Below are 16,625 nucleotides of genomic sequence, written 5' to 3' on the forward strand. Positions count from 1 at the left end.
TCATATTTTGGCGGTTGCTTTACACCAATATAAGCGTTAGTGTGCCTCAATTCCCTGCACGTCAGCCGTTTGCTGGTTGACGTATTAAAGAGAGACGTAAAATGAAATTGCCTCACCTTGTTACTCTGTGTTTATCCCTCGCAGTTGCCCCAATGTTGTTTGCCGCGCCAGCGCAAGACCTTACCGCGTTACAACAAAAGCTGACCAAGACCTTAGGTATTGAAATCACTAGCTTAACTGAGTCTCCAGTCGCAGGCTTGCTGCAAGCCGTGACTAGCCACGGCATTTTGTACGTCTCGCCAGATGGTAGCAAGTTACTGCAAGGCACCATGTACGATATGGCTGACGGTATGAACAACCTGACCGAAGCCGCGATGGCAAAACCGCGATTGGAAAAACTTAAACCGTTTGAAGACCAAATGCTGGTTTACAAAGCGAAGAATGAAAAACATGTCGTTACTGTGTTTACCGATATCACTTGCGGTTACTGTCGCAAGTTACATCAGCAGATGAAAGACTATAACGACTTAGGCATTACCGTACGTTACTTGGCGTACCCGCGCTCAGGCGTACCGTCAAAAGTGGCTGATGAGATGGAATCTATATGGTGTGCTAAAGATCCATTGAAAGCGATGGACGATGCCAAGTCTGGTAAATCAGTACCTTCTGCCACTTGTGCCGCTGATGTTCCTGCGCAATATCGTTTAGGTGTGAGCTTTGGTATTAATGGTACGCCATCTCTGGTGTTGGAAGATGGCACCATGCTGCCAGGGTACGTACCGCCAGAACAACTTAACCAAGCGCTGAGCCGCATTAACTAAGCTGAGTGGCTATGTTGACAAGGTGAGTATCGTGCTCACCTTTTTGTTATTTGTTTATCCGTTGTAGAAGAATTTCCCCGTGATCCATACCATTGTGCGCCGCCCTCAGGTTGATGACAGCCACCTGCCATCACAAATGCATCCACTACTCAAGCAGCTCTACGCTCGCCGTGGCGTCACGCCTGACGAATGTGAGTTAGTGCTACAGCGTATGCTCAGCCCGAGCACCATGAAAGGGCTAACCGAGGCTGCTCGGCTGTTGGCGGATGCGATGACGGCGCAGCGGCGCTTGGTGATTGTGGGCGATTTTGATGCCGATGGTGCTACCTCAACTTCGGTGTGCTTATTAGCGCTGCGGATGTTTGGTTATTACCACTGTGATTACCTGATCCCCAACCGCTTTGATTTTGGCTATGGCCTCAGCCCTGAAATTGTTGAGGTGGCCAAAGAGAAAGCCGCTGAGGTGATTATCACCGTCGACAACGGTATCTCTTCAATTGAAGGTGTAGCAGCCGCGAAAACGGCAGGCATGACCGTGATTGTTACCGATCACCACTTGCCGGGCGCCGAATTACCGGCGGCGGATGCCATTGTTAACCCCAACCAACCCGGCTGTCTTTTTGCTTCTAAATCGATAGCGGGGGTCGGCGTGGCGTTTTATTTGATGACGGCGCTGCGAGCTGAACTGCGCAGCCGCGATTACTTTGCCGCTCGTGGCATGCAGCAACCTAACTTGGCACATCTGCTCGATCTGGTGGCGCTGGGCACAGTTGCAGACGTGGTCGCGCTCGATAACAACAACCGCATTCTGGTGGATGTTGGGCTAAAGCGGGTACGGGCTGGGGTTTGTCGGCCGGGGATCACCGCCTTGCTGGAAGTGGCGCGGCGGGTACCGGAAAAAATAGTCGCCTCCGATTTCGGCTTTGCCGTTGGCCCACGGCTGAATGCCGCAGGGCGCTTGGATGATATGGCACTCGGCGTTGAAACCCTATTGTGCGATGACTTGATGTCGGCGCGGCGCATGGCCAGTGAGCTTGATGGTTTAAACCAAGAGCGGCGAGAGCTTGAGGCCGGTATGCAGCAAGAAGCATTGCAGCGGTTGCGCACGTTAGAGTTTGGTAAAGAAGATATGCCGTGGGGCATCGCCCTGTATCAAGCCGATTGGCACCAAGGGGTCATTGGTATTTTGGCATCACGGATTAAAGAGCGTTATCACCGACCAGTGATCGCTTTTGCGGAATCGAGTGAGACGGAAATTAAAGGCTCAGCGCGCTCGATTCCCGGCTTGCATATGCGTGATGTGTTAGAGCTGATTAACTCGCGCCATCCGGGCATGATCAAAAAGTTTGGCGGTCATGCCATGGCGGCAGGGCTAACGTTAGCCAAGGCAGCCTTTAGCGATTTTGCCGCAGCCTATGACGCGGCGGTACGCAGCCAACTGTCTGAGAAAGATCTGGCGGGCGAGTTGCTGACCGATGGCGAACTGCCGCTGGAGCTATTCACCCTTGATACTGCCCAGTTACTGCGTGATGGCGGCCCGTGGGGACAAGCCTTTCCAGAACCGACATTTGATGGTTATTTCCGTGTCTTACAGCAGCGGCTCGTGGGCGAAAAACACCTCAAGTTAGTGCTTGAAAGTGAATGCGGCAGTGTGATGGTGGACGGCATTGCCTTCAATGTCGATTTAACCGTGTGGCCAGATGCTAGCGTACAGCATGTGCGCGCGGTCTATAAGTTAGATATCAATGAGTTCCGTGGCAATATCAGTTTGCAATTGCTGATTGATCAGCTCGAAGCGCAGTAATCCCGTTTTACGCTGTTATTACTCTTCTTTAAAACCGCCGTTTATGGCGGCTTTTTCGTTTGCTATGTGATGCAGCAGCCATCTTTATTCCATGTAACTGTAACTTTTGTTACACCCTTCATAATTTAAAGCTAAAGCACTAGGACATCCCACCACATTGGGTGATATAGGCTATGTATTTAATCGTTGTTTTTAAAAAAATATCTTTTTGTGGAACTTTGATGTAAAAAAAATGTTTAAATAATTGCACTATTTTTTTAAGTGGTCATTGCTGCTGAACAGATAGCGTGCTTTTTACGGCGGTCAGACAGGAGATAAGTAATGAAATACATGTTGTTGATGCTGACATTGCTGGTATCAGGATGTGCATCAGTGTCTGATAAGGATAGCAGTCACGTAGTGACATTTGACGAACAGGATTTTGTCGGTATTAGCCCTAACTCCATCCGTGCCCGTTTAGTGGTGGATGATTTTGTTAAACTACGAACCATTACCCTTGGCGCTGAAATTGAGTCAGCTGAAGGTAAAGTGCGCAAAGAGTTTCCGCTCGCTTTGGTCGGCATGGATATGATGCAGGCTGAACGCAGTTGGATTTTTGTGACGCAGTCACGCAACCGCTACGATTTCCAATTGACGGAAGCAGGCCAACAACAGTTTGCTGAATTTCAAAAATGGTTAGCTTCGCAGGCATGTAGCCAATATCGTTATGCTTTTGATGTCAGCTTTGCGGATGATATTAACCGCTCGTTTAGCTACAGCTTAAAGTTACAGTTATCGCCGTCGAAAGGCTTTATCACTATGGTTGATAACCGCCACGTGCATTCACCGTTTGAGTCGTAATGCCATTACCTACTGTACATAATCTACTGCACCCACTGCCGTCAGCGTTGGCGGCAGAGCAGTTTGATAGCCTGATCAATAGTGCCAATGTGCGTCTTGAACGCATCATGTCCCAAGGCCAAATCACTCCTGCAGGCGAATGGTATGATCAGGCGGAAAATGAATGGGTCATATTGCTACAAGGTGCAGCACGTATCGCTTATGCCGATGGCACTGAGATCGCGCTACAAGTCGGCGACAGTGTGTTGTTGCCCGCACATTGCCGCCACCGCGTCAGCTGGACTCAGCCCGATGATATTACCATTTGGTTAGCCATGTTCTTTCCTGCATAACCGCTCAACTGGCAACGGCGCAATAAAAAAGCCGCGAGCGAGCGGCTGCGGCTGTGTCTCTTTGGCAATGTTTTATCGCGCGAGCGGCGGTTACAGCGTAATCGTTTTCACGCCGTCATCGGTACCAATCAGGGCAATGTCTGCACGGCGTAGCGCAAAAATACCATTAGCAACCACACCCGTGATGTTGTTGATGGTATTTTCCATACGGATTGGGTTGTCAATTTTGAAGTTGTAAACGTCCAAAATGATATTGCCGTTATCGGTGATCACCCCTTCGCGATACACAGGGTCGCCACCTAATTTGACTAATTCACGTGCGACATAAGAGCGTGCCATCGGAATGACTTCAACCGGCAGCGGGAATTGACCCAAAATATCCACTTGCTTGCTTGCATCAGCGATACAGATAAACTTCTTCGCCACGGCCGCAACGATTTTTTCGCGAGTGTGGGCTGCGCCACCCCCTTTGATCATCTCCATGTACGGATTGATTTCATCCGCGCCATCGACGTAGATATCCATTTGGTCAACGGAGTTCAAATCGAAAACAGGAATGCCATGGGCTTTCAAGCGGGCGGCAGAGGCTTCTGAGCTGGCAACCGCGCCTTCAATATCGGCTTTGATGGTGCCTAGAGCATCAATGAAATGATTGACAGTAGAGCCAGTACCAACACCTACAATACTGTCTTTTTCAACGTATTTTAGGGCTGCCCAGCCAACGACTTTTTTCAGTTCATCTTGGGTCATTATGGGTTCCAGATTGACAAGGATGGAAGAGTAACGGGCGTTATTATAGCCACATCCTGTGATTACTGCAGCGGTTGCTGAACAATCAACTTAAATTTACCGAAATGAATAGCCGTCATGCGGTTTGTCGGTTATTCACGCTAAACACCGTAGCGGGCGATGCGGCCAACAACACTGAACGATTGAACTAAAATCCGCATTTGGCAGCACGCGGCAAATCAAGCGCGCTAGCTGCTGCAAAATCCTTCAGCAAAGCCATAATGACTAAGTTAAACTGCTGACTCAAACTGGTTTAATCGATTGTTACTGTGACTTAAAAAGGAGTGACCACATGGCAGGAGCAAGTCTGCTGACCTTGCTAGATGACATCGCCACCATTCTTGATGACGTGGCGTTAATGAGCAAAGTTGCCGCCAAAAAGACGGCTGGCGTACTGGGGGACGATTTAGCCCTTAACGCTCAGCAAGTGACGGGCTTTCGCGCCGAGCGCGAGTTGCCAGTGGTATGGGCGGTAGCTAAAGGCTCACTGTGCAATAAAGCGATATTGGTGCCTGCCGCACTGCTAATTAGCGCGTTCGTGCCGTGGTTAATTATGCCGTTGTTGATGTTGGGCGGTTTGTTTTTGTGTTTTGAAGGCTTTGAGAAGCTGTGGCACAAACTCACTCATAAAGCAGAGCCGCACTCTGAGGCGGATGCTGAGGAACGACTCAAAAAAGCGGGGGGGCTTGAAGCTTGGGAGCAAAGCAAAATCAAAGGAGCAATTCGCACTGACTTTGTGCTCTCGGCCGAGATCATCGTGCTGACGTTGGGCATTGTGGCTGACAGCAGCTTTGTTACTCAACTTGCCACGTTAGTGATCATCGCTGTGGTGATTACCGCCAGTGTGTATGGGCTAGTCGCCGCCATTGTAAAACTGGATGATGCAGGCTTGTATCTAAGTGAACGCCAAGGGCAAGGCAGCCTGTGGGACTTAGTGCGTCGCTTGGGCTTGCTATTAGTCAGCGCTGCGCCCAAGTTGATGAAGCTACTTACCGTGGTGGGTACCGCCGCCATGTTTATGGTTGGTGGAGGCATTATTGCCCATGGGATTCATGTCATTGGTGAGTGGATTGAACAGCAAGCCGTAGCAGCGTCAGCTGTCGACGGTGTCGGTGGTTTGCTGCATATGTTACTGCCGGTATTGATGAATGCGCTATTAGGCATTATTGCTGGTGCGGTGGTGTTGCTGCTGATGTCGCTCATTGGCAAAGTGAAGCAGTCAGTTACCAGCGAGTAATCGACTCAAGCTACGTCCAATAAAATATCTGCAATAAAAAACGCTGCTCAATTGAAGCGGCGTTTTTTTTGATGTGGTGTTGGCGTAGTTGACTATTGAATTACACCGCAAGCCATACGTGCACCGCCGCCACCCAGTGGTTTTGGATCGTCAGAGTGGTTATCGCCGCCAGCGTGGATCATCAGCGCGTGACCAACTACGTCAGCCACTTTCAAACGTGGTGCCAATACTGGTGTGTGTGCCATGCCATCAGCAGTCACAAACAAGGCGGGCAGATCGCCTTTGTGGTTGTTATCGGTCCACGGATAGCCGTGTTTACCCGTTTTGTCTGGATCAAAGTGACCACCGGCTGCACCACCTAAGACAGTTTTGCCATCTTTTTCAGATGGGCCACAGCTACCGTTTTGGTGAATGTGAAAACCATGAACGCCGGGAGTTAACTCTTTAAGATGAGGTGTGAGCACTAAACCATAAGCTGAGTCTGCTAACTCAACGGTGCCGATAGGTGTTTCACCGCTGGCAGTCAAAAGCGAAACGCTGACTTGCGCGTCTTTCGCCATAGCAGCTGAAGATAACAGCAACGCTGAGCATCCCAGCGCGAGCATTGAACGTTTAAACATAACAACCTCTCCATTGGTATTGAATGGGCCGTAACTTGGCATCAACAAGCGATAACCAAACCGCGCCTACGGCAAGGAATTCAGCCTACACGCAACAAATATGTGACGCAAATCAAATTTTTGCTATTTTAGCGATTATCAATCAGCCGTGTTGGCGTGGTGATAATCGGTAACGGAATGTCCCATGGCGCTATAGGCAACTGCGCACGATATTGGCAATCATGAGCATAGCCTACTGCCAGCGCTTTGATAGCCGGATTGGCTAAGGTGCGATCATAAAAACCGCCGCCCATGCCCATGCGATTCCCCGCATCATCAAATGCCACTAATGGTGTAACAATCAGATTGAGTGTCGCGGGTAACACCAATTCGCCGATATTGAGTTTCGGCTCGGCAATGCCAAACCGATTGAGCACCATCTGGCTGGCGCTGTGATATTGCAAAAACAACAGCTGCCCATGGCTAAACGGATGCAGTACCGGTAAGCAAGTGGCGATACCGCGTTGCCATAAGGCAGTAAATAACGGCGTGGTATCCAGTTCGCCATCGCAACTAAAATAGAGGGCAACTTGGCGAATGCTGGGCAGAGTATCAAGCAATTGCAGCAGCCGCTGTGATGCTGCCTCGGCGGCTTGTTGTTGTTGCTCAGGCGTTAAGGCGCGGCGCTGATGGCGTATCTGTTGCCGAAGGGTTTTGCATTGCGCCAAGCGCGCATTATGGATGACGGCATGGCCTGCCAGTTCAGTCACGGGGGATCTCCGCTAAACATAATGCTACACAGCATAATGGAACGGTGCGCTTATCGGCAACGGCGTGCGGACAACTTAGTGAAAAAGCGGCGGCACTATCATCAGCACCGTGTAGAAATGAAAAATCGGCCAGTGAAATCACTAGGGGCTGTTTATCTTTAGTGTTTCATTTTTGTTCAAATTAAACGCGTTATGAACGAGGCGAGACCTGCGACGCTTAGTCAACTAAGCAAGCTGGACGCAACAAAGTTCAGGCGGCGTTTAAATGAACCCTTCGGGCAGCGACAGCGCGTAATTTATTCAGCGTTAGGCGCTGTTGGTGGAGAATAACTACACGGCACATCACCTGCCTTGCCTAAATCACGCGCTGTCTGCTGCAAAAACAATCAGCAAAGATAAACAGCCCCTAGGCCGATTGAATTAGGGTGCTCCCCAGGGTGCCGTTACCGGCGTAAGCCCTTGAACCAGAAGTTCAAGGTCGGGTCACTGATTACCTCCTAAGGCTTCTCGGTCAAGCCGAGCATGCTCAATGTCAGTAAAAACAATAACCCTTTGGTCATAGATATCGGCACAGGGACATTACCAGCAGGCGAACACCCCAGGGAGCAAAACTTGTTGAGTGAATCACTCATAACTCTATTTTAGTCGTGTCTATCACTGCGCTCAACCAGCGCTTGTTCTAGTGTCGACTGCAACACACGGATGCGATCATCCATCTGTTCCATATATTCTTGATTTTTCGTCTTTTCGGACAACAATTCGTGGCCGATATTTAGTGCCGCCATCACTAATAAATCTTCACGGCTAAGGCTATTTGTGCGGCTTTTAAGCTGGGTTAACTGCTGCTCAATATTATGCGCCACCAGTTTCAGAGCCTTCTCCTGCCCAGCGGGACAAGCAATTGAGTAGCTGCGGCCCATTAGGGTGATATCAACAGCATTAGTACTCATTTTTTGACAATCTTCCGTTTGCCTTGCTCTTGAGGCGGACTATAAAGGCCATTGTTTTAAAGTGCAAGCTACCAAGCTGAACCGTTAATTAATTATTGTTTGTTTGACGTTTCACTGAACAGTTAGCTAACAAACCACATAATACGCTTAAGTTTTGACTTAGCACAGCTGTGGAGCGAACAGTTGTGCGCTCATTCCCTTGGTGAGTGTGGGCAACTCTGATAGCATTGGCCGAGTATTTTTTACCAATGAGATTGTTGGATATGGCTACTCCTCCTTCATTACAGATCGACAAGCTGCGCGAACAGTTAGACAGTGCTGAAATCGGTCAACATCCTGTAGAAGTGCACGGCGCTTTAGTCGGTATTATTTGTGGCGGCGCGGCCGAACAACAGTGGCAGCAGCCGATGCGCGAGTTGATGAACGACGGGCAGGCACTGCCAGATGCACTCAATGCATTACTGCAAGAGATGCATCAAGATGTCGCAACGCGTTTAGCCGATCCTGATTTTGGCTTCACCCTGTTGCTCCCAGAGGAAGAGGAACCTCTAGCAACCCGCTTAGAAGCACTATCGTTGTGGACCCAGAGTTTTCTTACCGGTATTGCCGTGGTGCAGCCAAAGCTGAACCAATCTTCTGCCGATGTGCGTGACGTGATCCGCGATTTGGCCGAGATCACCCAAGTGGATCTGAACGTCGGCGATGACGAAGAGAGCGAAAGCGCCTTTGAAGAGTTGTTAGAGTTTGTCCGCATGTCTGCCATCTTATGCTTTACTGAGTTTGTGCTGCACGCACAAGCGGTGGCAAACGCCGAGCAAGATAAAGGTATTTTGCATTAAGGAGTACAGGTCAGCAGCACTGGCCTGATAACAACAATGGATTTGAACGCCAATTTGACGCAAGTGGATATTGCCATTGTCGGCGGCGCTATGGTGGGGGCGATTGCCGCCTTAGGCCTCGCCGAGCAAGCTAAACGTTTAGGCAAACCACTGCGTATCGCCGTGATTGAGGCTCATCAATCAGGTCAACAAGCTTCCGGTTTTGATGCCCGCGCCATCGCCGTGGCACATGGGTCTATTTTTGCCCTCAAACAGATTGGGCTCTGGCCGCATCTGGCCAAGTTGGGCACCGCCATTACCGATATCCACGTGTCTGATCGCGGCCATTTTGGCATGACTGAAATCAACGCCGAGCGGTTTCATCTTGATGCGCTCGGGCAAGTGGTGGAACTCACCCGTGTCGGCCAGCAGTTGGAAGCCTTACTGCAAAAAAGTGATATCACTTATTACTGCCCAGCCAGTTTAACCACTATCAACAGCACCGCGCGGCAGCACACCTTAACGCTGGATGATGGTCGCCAAATTGCCTGCCAACTGCTGGTGGCCGCCGATGGCCTCAACTCGCAAGTGCGCACACTGCAACAGCAACCGCTAGCTGTGGACGAATTTGGGCAAAGCGCCATTATTGCTAATGTCACCTGCAGTAAACCGCATCAGCATATGGCTTATGAGCGGTTTACTGAACACGGCCCATTAGCACTACTGCCGATGGCGGATAGCGAAGGCCAACCGCGTTTATCGTTAGTGTGGGCCATGGCGACGCCGTTACTGCAGCAACACCTCGCGTTAGCGGACGAAGATTTTTTACAGGCGCTACAGCAAGCCTTTGGCAATCGCGCAGGCGAGTTTGTCAAAGTGGGCGAGCGCCACAGTTATCCGCTGGCGTTATCGCAAATGCCGCGTCCGGCGTATCACCGTACCCTTTATATAGGTAATGCCGCACAGACATTACATCCCATTGCCGGGCAGGGGTTTAACCTAGGTTTGCGTGATGTCATGGCGTTAATTGACGTGGTCGGCGTAGCATTGGCGCAAAATGGGGATGTCGGCGGCGTAAAAGTGATCCATGATTATCTAGCAAGCCGTACACAAGATCGTCGTGAGACCATCGCCAATATCGCATTATTAGTGCGCGGGTTCTCCAATCAACATTGGCCGTTGGTGGCTGGACGTAATCTTGGCTTGCGCATGTTGTCGTGGTTTCCGCCATTGAAAGCGCCGGTAGCGCAACGGGCGATGGGCTGGCAAGGGCGGCAGCAAAGCATTTTGTGGACAAGGAGCTAAGCATGTTCAAAACCCAAAGTTATGATGTAGCTGTGATTGGCGGTGGCATGGTTGGTTTAGCAACAGCGTGTGGCTTAGCTAAGTCTGGCCTGCAAGTGGTGGTGATTGATAGCCGCGCCGCCGCACCGGTCAGCGGTGTCCCGCGGCTGCGTGTCAGCGCCATTAACAAAGCCAGCCAAGCGTTGTTAGAAAACTTGGGCGCTTGGCAAAATATTCCCGCCGAGCGGCTCGCGCCATACAGCAAAATGGACGTATGGGAAAAAGATGGCATGGGCGCAATCCAGTTCGATGCCGCCAATATCTGTGAAAATTCCCTCGGCACGATTATCGAAAATGACGCAATCCAGTACGCTTTAGCGCAAAGTGCCCATGATGAAACCAATGTAACCCTGCTGGAAAATGAACAGGTGCGCACGTTGGCATTTGGCGAACGCGAAGCATGGATCACCCTTGAACGTGGCGACAGCTTAAGTGCTGCGCTGGTTGTTGCGGCCGATGGCGCTAACTCGTGGGTGCGCCAGCAGTGCCAAATTCCGCTAACGTTTTGGGATTACGACCATCAAGCCATTGTTGCCACCATCAAAACCCAATTGCCGCACAACGGCTGTGCTCGCCAAGCGTTTTCGGCCGATGGCCCGCTAGCCTTTTTGCCACTGTTTGCAGCCGACTTATGCTCAATTGTGTGGTCAGTGCCACCGGAGAAAGCTGAGCAACTTCTCGCGCTGGATGATGAAGCCTTTAACAAGGCGCTGACGGCGGCCTTTGATGGCAAGCTCGGCTTATGCCAGTTGCAAAGCGAGCGCCAGTCTTATCCGCTGCGCATGCGTTTTGCCCGTCATTTTGCCCAACACCGCCTCGTGTTAGCTGGTGATGCTGCCCATACCATCCATCCATTAGCGGGGCAGGGGGTAAACTTGGGTTTTTTAGATGCAGGGGCGATTGTGGAAGTGATCAGCAAACTGCACCGCGAAGATAAAGACATCGGCGCCTACGAAAACCTGCGTACGCTTGAACGCTGGCGCAAAGCGGAAGCAATGGAGATGATTGCCGCAATGGAGGGCTTCCATCGGCTGTTCTTAGGTAATAATCCGGTGAAGAAAGCGATCCGCGATATCGGCTTAAACCTCGTTAATAGTGTTTCAGGAATGAAAACACTGTTCATGCAACAGGCCATGGGGCATAAATTTAAGTTACCGTCATTGTGTCGGCCTAATTAGAAAATCTGGTTTAAATTCCTAAATCCGCATAAAATCCCAAAATAAAATAATATTTTGGGCTTTTATTTTGCTTGTTGCGCACTCACTAGAGGGTTTTATTAAGGCTTATGTATAAGTAAAACTAATGCATGTTATCTCGGATTAGAAATTTAACCTGTATAACAAATTCGGCCGCAGTTTATACTCGATGAGCATTTTGACCCTGTATCAGCAGGATAAGAACATCGCAAGCCCCGACAGAGAAGGGATAACAATGGCTAATAAAACTGTTCTCTACGCTAAGCATGTAGAAGCTAATGCAAAGATTGTCGACTTTCACGGCTGGGATATGCCGCTGAACTACGGCTCTCAAATTGAAGAGCATCATGCCGTGCGTCAAGACGCAGGTATGTTTGATGTGTCGCACATGACGGTAGTCGATATTAAAGGCGACCAAGCGCAAGCGTTTTTGCGTTATCTGCTGGCGAACGATATCGCTAAACTCAAAGTCAGTGGTAAAGCACTGTACAGCGGCATGCTTAACGAAGATGCCGGTGTGATTGACGACCTGATCACCTACTACCTCACCGATACCTATTACCGCATGGTGGTTAACTCCGCCACTCGCGAAAAAGACCTCGCATGGATCAACAAGCAAGCCGCCGCCTTTGATGTCAGCATCACTGAGCTACCAGAACTTGCCATGATCGCCGTGCAAGGCCCAAATGCCAAAGCGAAAGCAGCTACCGTATTTACCGCCGAGCAAAACGCGGCAGTTGAAGGTATGAAGCCATTTTTTGGTGTACAAGCGGGTTCACTGTTTATCGCCACGACCGGTTACACTGGTGAAGCGGGTTACGAAATCATGGTGCCAGAAGCGCAGGCGGCTGACCTATGGCAAGCACTGCTGGATGCGGGCGTACAGCCTGCTGGCCTTGGCGCGCGTGACACGCTGCGTTTAGAAGCTGGCATGAACCTGTATGGTCAAGATATGGATGAAACCATCAATCCATTAGCGGCCAACATGGGCTGGACCATCGCGTGGGAACCCAGCGACCGCGACTTTATCGGCCGTGCTGCACTGACGGAACTCAAAGCCACTGGCACCGACAAACTGGTTGGGCTGGTGATGGAACAAAAAGGTGTACTGCGTCACGGCATGTCTGTGTATTTCACCGATGATAACGGTGTAGAGCACGAAGGCATTATTACCAGCGGTACATTCTCACCCACATTGGGCTATTCTATTGCGATGGCACGTGTTCCGAACACCATCGGAGATAGTGCCGAAGTGGATATGCGCAAGAAGCGCGTCCCTGTGAAAGTGATCGCACCCAATTTTGTGCGCAACGGCAAACAAGCATTCTGAATTAAGGCAAAGGAAGACAAGAATGAGCAACATTCCTAACGAACTACTCTACACCGCTTCACATGAATGGGTTCGTAAAGAATCTGACGGCAGCTACACCGTAGGTATCACTGAACACGCGCAAGAGCTGTTGGGTGACATGGTATTCGTAGAACTGCCAGAAGTGGGTGATACCCTGAGCGCTGGCGATGACTGCGCTGTGGCAGAATCTGTTAAAGCGGCGTCTGACATCTACGCACCTATCTCTGGTGAAGTATTGGCAGTCAACGAAGCGCTGGAAGATAGCCCAGAGCTGGTAAACAGCGACTCATACAACGACGGCTGGTTCTTCCGCGTAATGCCTTCAGATGAAAGCGATCTGGAAAACCTGCTGGACGCTGAAGCCTATCAGGCCGTCATCGACGAAGAGTAATCGTCGGTGCGCACGAAGCCCCTTCGCGGGGCTTCGTTTGTTTGAACATAATAGTGACCGATGCTTAGCCTCCCCCTACAAGGTGTACATCGGCGACAAGTGGAAACAATAGTCACATGACCAAGCAAACCCTCGCTCAGCTCGAGCAACACGATCTCTTTATCCGCCGCCATATCGGCTCTGATGCTGACCAGCAGCAGCAGATGCTCAACTATGTGGGCGCCGAATCTTTAGATGATCTCACCGCGCAAATCGTACCAAGTGCCATCCGCCTGAACCGCGAATTGGCGCTGGATGACAGCTGCACTGAAGCCGCTGGCCTTGAATATTTGCACGATGTTGCGACTAAAAATCAGGTATTCAAAAGCTACATCGGCATGGGTTACTACGGTACTGAAGTACCCAACGTGATCCTGCGTAACGTGCTGGAAAACCCAGGTTGGTACACGGCATACACGCCATATCAGCCTGAGATTGCCCAAGGCCGTTTAGAAGCGATTTTGAACTACCAACAGATGTCGATGGATTTGACCGGTCTGGACTTAGCTTCCGCCTCGCTGCTGGATGAAGCTACCGCCGCGGCTGAAGCCATGGCATTGGCAAAACGCGTCTCTAAAGCTAAAAAAACCAACATCTTCTTTGTGGCCGATGATGTGTTTCCACAAACTATCGACGTAGTGAAAACCCGCGCCGAATGTTTTGGTTTTGACGTGGTGGTTGGCCCAGCTAACACCGCCGCTGATCACGAGTTGTTTGGTGCACTGTTCCAATACACCAGCAAAACCGGTGCGATTGGCGATTTTGCTGAACTGTTTGCCAAGCTGCAAGAGAAAAAAGCGGTTATCACCGTCGCGGCAGACATCATGTCACTGGTCATGCTGAAATCACCTGCTGCCATTGGCGCCGACGTAATTTTCGGCTCTAGCCAACGCTTTGGTGTGCCTATGGGGTTTGGTGGCCCACACGCAGCCTTCTTCGTCACTAAAGACGCGCACAAGCGTTCCGCCCCGGGCCGCATCATCGGCGTATCAAAAGATACTCGCGGTAACAGTGCGCTGCGTATGGCCATGCAAACGCGCGAGCAACATATTCGCCGTGAAAAAGCCAACTCTAACATCTGTACTGCGCAAGTATTGCTGGCCAACATGGCCTCGTTCTACGCGGTATATCACGGCCCACAAGGTCTAAAAAACATCGCTGAGCGCATTCACCGCCTGACCGATATTTTGGCGGCTGGTTTGACCGCCAAAGGCGTGAGCGTAAGCAACAACACTTGGTTTGATACGTTGACCTTTAGCGTGGCAGACAAAGACGCGGTTATCGCCCGTGCTAACGCAGCTGAAGTTAACCTGCGTGTGGATGCTGAAGGCACGCTGGGCGTGAGCTTGGCAGAAACCACCACCCGCGCTGATATCGCTGAACTGTTTGATGTCATCCTTGGCGCAGGGCATGGTTTGGATGTGGTTAAACTCGATAGCGACATTGTGGCTAACGGTAGCTTGTCTATTCCGCCACACCTGCTGCGTGATGATGCGATTCTGACCCATCCAACCTTCAATCAGTATCACAGCGAAACTGAGATGATGCGCTACATCAAGCGCTTAGAAGATAAAGACTTGGCGCTGAACCACTCGATGATTTCGCTCGGCTCTTGCACCATGAAGCTGAACGCTGCCGTAGAAATGCTGCCGATCAGCTGGCCAGAATTTGCCAACATGCACCCATTCTGCCCGCAAGAACAAGCCGCTGGTTACACCCAAATGGTGGATGAACTGGCACAATGGCTGGTGGAAATCACAGGCTATGACGCGGTTTGCATGCAACCTAACTCAGGTGCGCAAGGCGAATACGCTGGCCTGCTAGCAATTAAAAAATACTACGACGCCAACGGCCAAAGCCAACGCGACGTATGTTTGATCCCACACTCTGCCCACGGGACTAACCCGGCATCAGCGCAGCTGGCGGGGATGAAAGTGGTGGTGGTTGAATGTGACAAGCAAGGTAACGTTGACTTAGACGACCTGCGTGCGCGCGCTGTCGAAGTGGCCGACAACCTCGCGTGTATCATGATCACTTACCCATCGACTCACGGTGTGTATGAAGAATCCGTACGCGAAATCTGCGACATCATTCACCAACACGGCGGCCAAGTGTACTTGGACGGTGCCAACATGAATGCACAGGTAGGCATTACCTCACCGGGCTTTATCGGCGCTGACGTATCGCACCTCAACCTGCATAAAACCTTTGCAATTCCGCATGGCGGTGGTGGCCCAGGCATGGGTCCTATCGGTGTTAAAGCGCATTTAGCACCGTTCGTTGCCGGTCACTCGGTGGTGAAACTGGGCAAAGAAAGCGACAACAACGGTGCAGTTTCTGCGGCGCAATACGGTAGCGCGGGCATCCTGCCAATCAGCTGGATGTACATCAAACTGCTCGGCGCCAAAGGCTTACGTCTGTCGACCCAAAACGCCATGCTGAACGCTAACTACTTAGCCAAAAAGCTGTCTGAGCACTATCCAGTGTTATACCGTGGTCGTAACGACCGCGTCGCGCACGAATGTATTATCGACCTGCGCCCTCTGAAAGAAGCCTCTGGCGTGACCGAAATGGATATTGCTAAGCGCTTGAACGACTATGGCTTCCACGCACCAACCATGAGTTTCCCAGTCGCGGGTACGCTGATGATTGAGCCAACCGAGTCAGAATCAAAAGTGGAACTGGATCGCTTTATCGACGCTATGGTGTCCATCCGCAGCGAAATCGCCAAAGTAGAAGCAGGCGAGTGGCCTGTGGACAACAACCCACTGCACAATGCACCGCACACGATGGCCGATATCATGGACCCAGCGTTTGACGAACGCCCATACAGCCGCGAACTGGCGGTGTTCCCAAGCGCAGCGGTACGTGCCAACAAGTTCTGGCCGACGGTAAACCGTATTGATGACGTTTATGGGGATAGAAATCTGTTCTGCGCATGTGTGCCGATGGAAGATTATAAGTAGCCTGTTCATGGCTACTGGCCTTGCTAACGCGGCGTTAGCGAAAGATTTCCGCTGCTCATTTACTCCAGTAAACTGCGCGGCGAAAATCCCCCGCTGCCTTGCCTTAGCATCGGCAGTAACGCCATTTAGCTTGGTTGTATCGATTGGATACTGAAAGGCGAACCGAGAGGTTCGCTTTTGTGCTTATTAGGTTCAAGCTCAATTTGTGTTTTCAAGTTTAAAAGGTGTACGACTAAACTCAGTTAATGCGATAGACTGAATGAAGTTCTATTGGAAATATAGAACTATTGTTAGAAACAGCTTGATCTGATCCAGTAATAGTGGACACTTTGCTAAGCACTATTTTTTAATTCAAAGTTTTCTGGGCTCAAATAACCA

At 50.7% G+C, this 16,625-nt stretch carries 15 protein-coding genes and 1 other RNA gene; 11 read left to right on the forward strand and 5 right to left on the reverse strand.

Annotated elements, in window-relative coordinates:
- The first annotated feature begins 101 nt into the window (after positions 1-101).
- The 4 genes from dsbC (at position 102) to ACN0TT_RS13845 (ending at position 3,797) form a co-directional block, all read left to right on the forward strand.
- On the forward strand, positions 102-821 hold the full coding sequence (dsbC, locus tag ACN0TT_RS13830) for a bifunctional protein-disulfide isomerase/oxidoreductase DsbC (RefSeq protein ID WP_417762736.1): 720 nt from the start codon (positions 102-104) through the stop codon (positions 819-821).
- Between the two features lie 79 nt (positions 822-900).
- Positions 901-2,625, forward strand: a complete 1,725-nt coding sequence (gene recJ / locus ACN0TT_RS13835; RefSeq protein WP_417762737.1) for a single-stranded-DNA-specific exonuclease RecJ — start codon at positions 901-903, stop codon at positions 2,623-2,625.
- 321 nt (positions 2,626-2,946) lie between these two features.
- The gene (locus ACN0TT_RS13840; RefSeq protein WP_417762738.1) at positions 2,947-3,465 is read left to right on the forward strand and encodes a hypothetical protein; all 519 of its coding nucleotides are present in this window, start codon (positions 2,947-2,949) and stop codon (positions 3,463-3,465) included.
- The gene (locus tag ACN0TT_RS13845; RefSeq protein WP_417762739.1) at positions 3,465-3,797 is read left to right on the forward strand and encodes a cupin domain-containing protein; all 333 of its coding nucleotides are present in this window, start codon (positions 3,465-3,467) and stop codon (positions 3,795-3,797) included. The genes ACN0TT_RS13840 and ACN0TT_RS13845 overlap by 1 nt, the downstream gene beginning before the upstream one ends.
- A gap of 90 nt (positions 3,798-3,887) precedes the next feature.
- Here the strand turns inward: ACN0TT_RS13845 and rpiA are convergent, their stop codons facing one another.
- The gene (gene rpiA, locus ACN0TT_RS13850) at positions 3,888-4,547 is read right to left on the reverse strand and encodes a ribose-5-phosphate isomerase RpiA (protein ID WP_417762740.1); all 660 of its coding nucleotides are present in this window, start codon (positions 4,545-4,547) and stop codon (positions 3,888-3,890) included.
- 331 nt (positions 4,548-4,878) lie between these two features.
- Between rpiA and ACN0TT_RS13855 the strand changes: the two genes are divergently transcribed.
- A complete protein-coding gene (locus tag ACN0TT_RS13855; RefSeq protein ID WP_417762741.1) occupies positions 4,879-5,823 on the forward strand; it encodes a DUF808 domain-containing protein in 945 nt (314 codons plus the stop codon).
- Between the two features lie 92 nt (positions 5,824-5,915).
- On the opposite strand, the gene sodC is transcribed toward ACN0TT_RS13855, so the two are convergent.
- The 4 genes from sodC to zapA all read right to left on the reverse strand — a co-directional run bounded on the left by sodC (position 5,916) and on the right by zapA (position 8,142).
- Positions 5,916-6,443, reverse strand: coding sequence for a superoxide dismutase [Cu-Zn] SodC (sodC, locus tag ACN0TT_RS13860; protein ID WP_417762742.1), 528 nt, complete (start codon positions 6,441-6,443; stop codon positions 5,916-5,918).
- A 128-nt stretch (positions 6,444-6,571) separates the two neighbouring features.
- Positions 6,572-7,192 (reverse strand): 5-formyltetrahydrofolate cyclo-ligase, encoded by a 621-nt coding sequence (locus tag ACN0TT_RS13865; protein WP_417762743.1) that lies wholly within the window; start codon positions 7,190-7,192, stop codon positions 6,572-6,574.
- Between the two features lie 425 nt (positions 7,193-7,617).
- Positions 7,618-7,800: non-coding RNA, 6S RNA (gene ssrS / locus ACN0TT_RS13870), on the reverse strand.
- Positions 7,801-7,833: 33 nt separating this feature from the next.
- Positions 7,834-8,142 (reverse strand): cell division protein ZapA, encoded by a 309-nt coding sequence (gene zapA / locus ACN0TT_RS13875; RefSeq protein ID WP_417762744.1) that lies wholly within the window; start codon positions 8,140-8,142, stop codon positions 7,834-7,836.
- Between the two features lie 263 nt (positions 8,143-8,405).
- Here zapA and ACN0TT_RS13880 point away from each other — a divergent pair, with 263 nt between their 5' ends.
- From ACN0TT_RS13880 to gcvP, 6 genes are all read left to right on the forward strand, one after another.
- The gene (locus ACN0TT_RS13880; protein WP_417762745.1) at positions 8,406-8,981 is read left to right on the forward strand and encodes a UPF0149 family protein; all 576 of its coding nucleotides are present in this window, start codon (positions 8,406-8,408) and stop codon (positions 8,979-8,981) included.
- A 24-nt stretch (positions 8,982-9,005) separates the two neighbouring features.
- Positions 9,006-10,265 (forward strand): 2-octaprenyl-6-methoxyphenyl hydroxylase, encoded by a 1,260-nt coding sequence (gene ubiH, locus ACN0TT_RS13885; protein WP_417762750.1) that lies wholly within the window; start codon positions 9,006-9,008, stop codon positions 10,263-10,265.
- A 2-nt stretch (positions 10,266-10,267) separates the two neighbouring features.
- On the forward strand, positions 10,268-11,482 hold the full coding sequence (locus ACN0TT_RS13890; RefSeq protein ID WP_417762746.1) for an FAD-dependent oxidoreductase: 1,215 nt from the start codon (positions 10,268-10,270) through the stop codon (positions 11,480-11,482).
- A 253-nt stretch (positions 11,483-11,735) separates the two neighbouring features.
- Complete coding sequence (gcvT, locus tag ACN0TT_RS13895) at positions 11,736-12,830, forward strand: glycine cleavage system aminomethyltransferase GcvT (RefSeq protein ID WP_417762747.1); 1,095 nt, start codon at positions 11,736-11,738, stop codon at positions 12,828-12,830.
- Positions 12,831-12,852: 22 nt separating this feature from the next.
- Entirely contained in the window at positions 12,853-13,242 is a 390-nt protein-coding gene (gene gcvH / locus ACN0TT_RS13900; protein ID WP_417762748.1) for a glycine cleavage system protein GcvH, read from the forward strand.
- Positions 13,243-13,358: 116 nt separating this feature from the next.
- Positions 13,359-16,247, forward strand: a complete 2,889-nt coding sequence (gene gcvP, locus ACN0TT_RS13905; protein ID WP_417762749.1) for an aminomethyl-transferring glycine dehydrogenase — start codon at positions 13,359-13,361, stop codon at positions 16,245-16,247.
- The last annotated feature ends 378 nt before the right edge of the window (positions 16,248-16,625 follow it).

Origin of the sequence: Shewanella sp. (assembly GCF_048265805.1) — a bacterium.
In the GTDB taxonomy this organism is placed as follows: domain Bacteria; phylum Pseudomonadota; class Gammaproteobacteria; order Enterobacterales; family Shewanellaceae; genus Shewanella.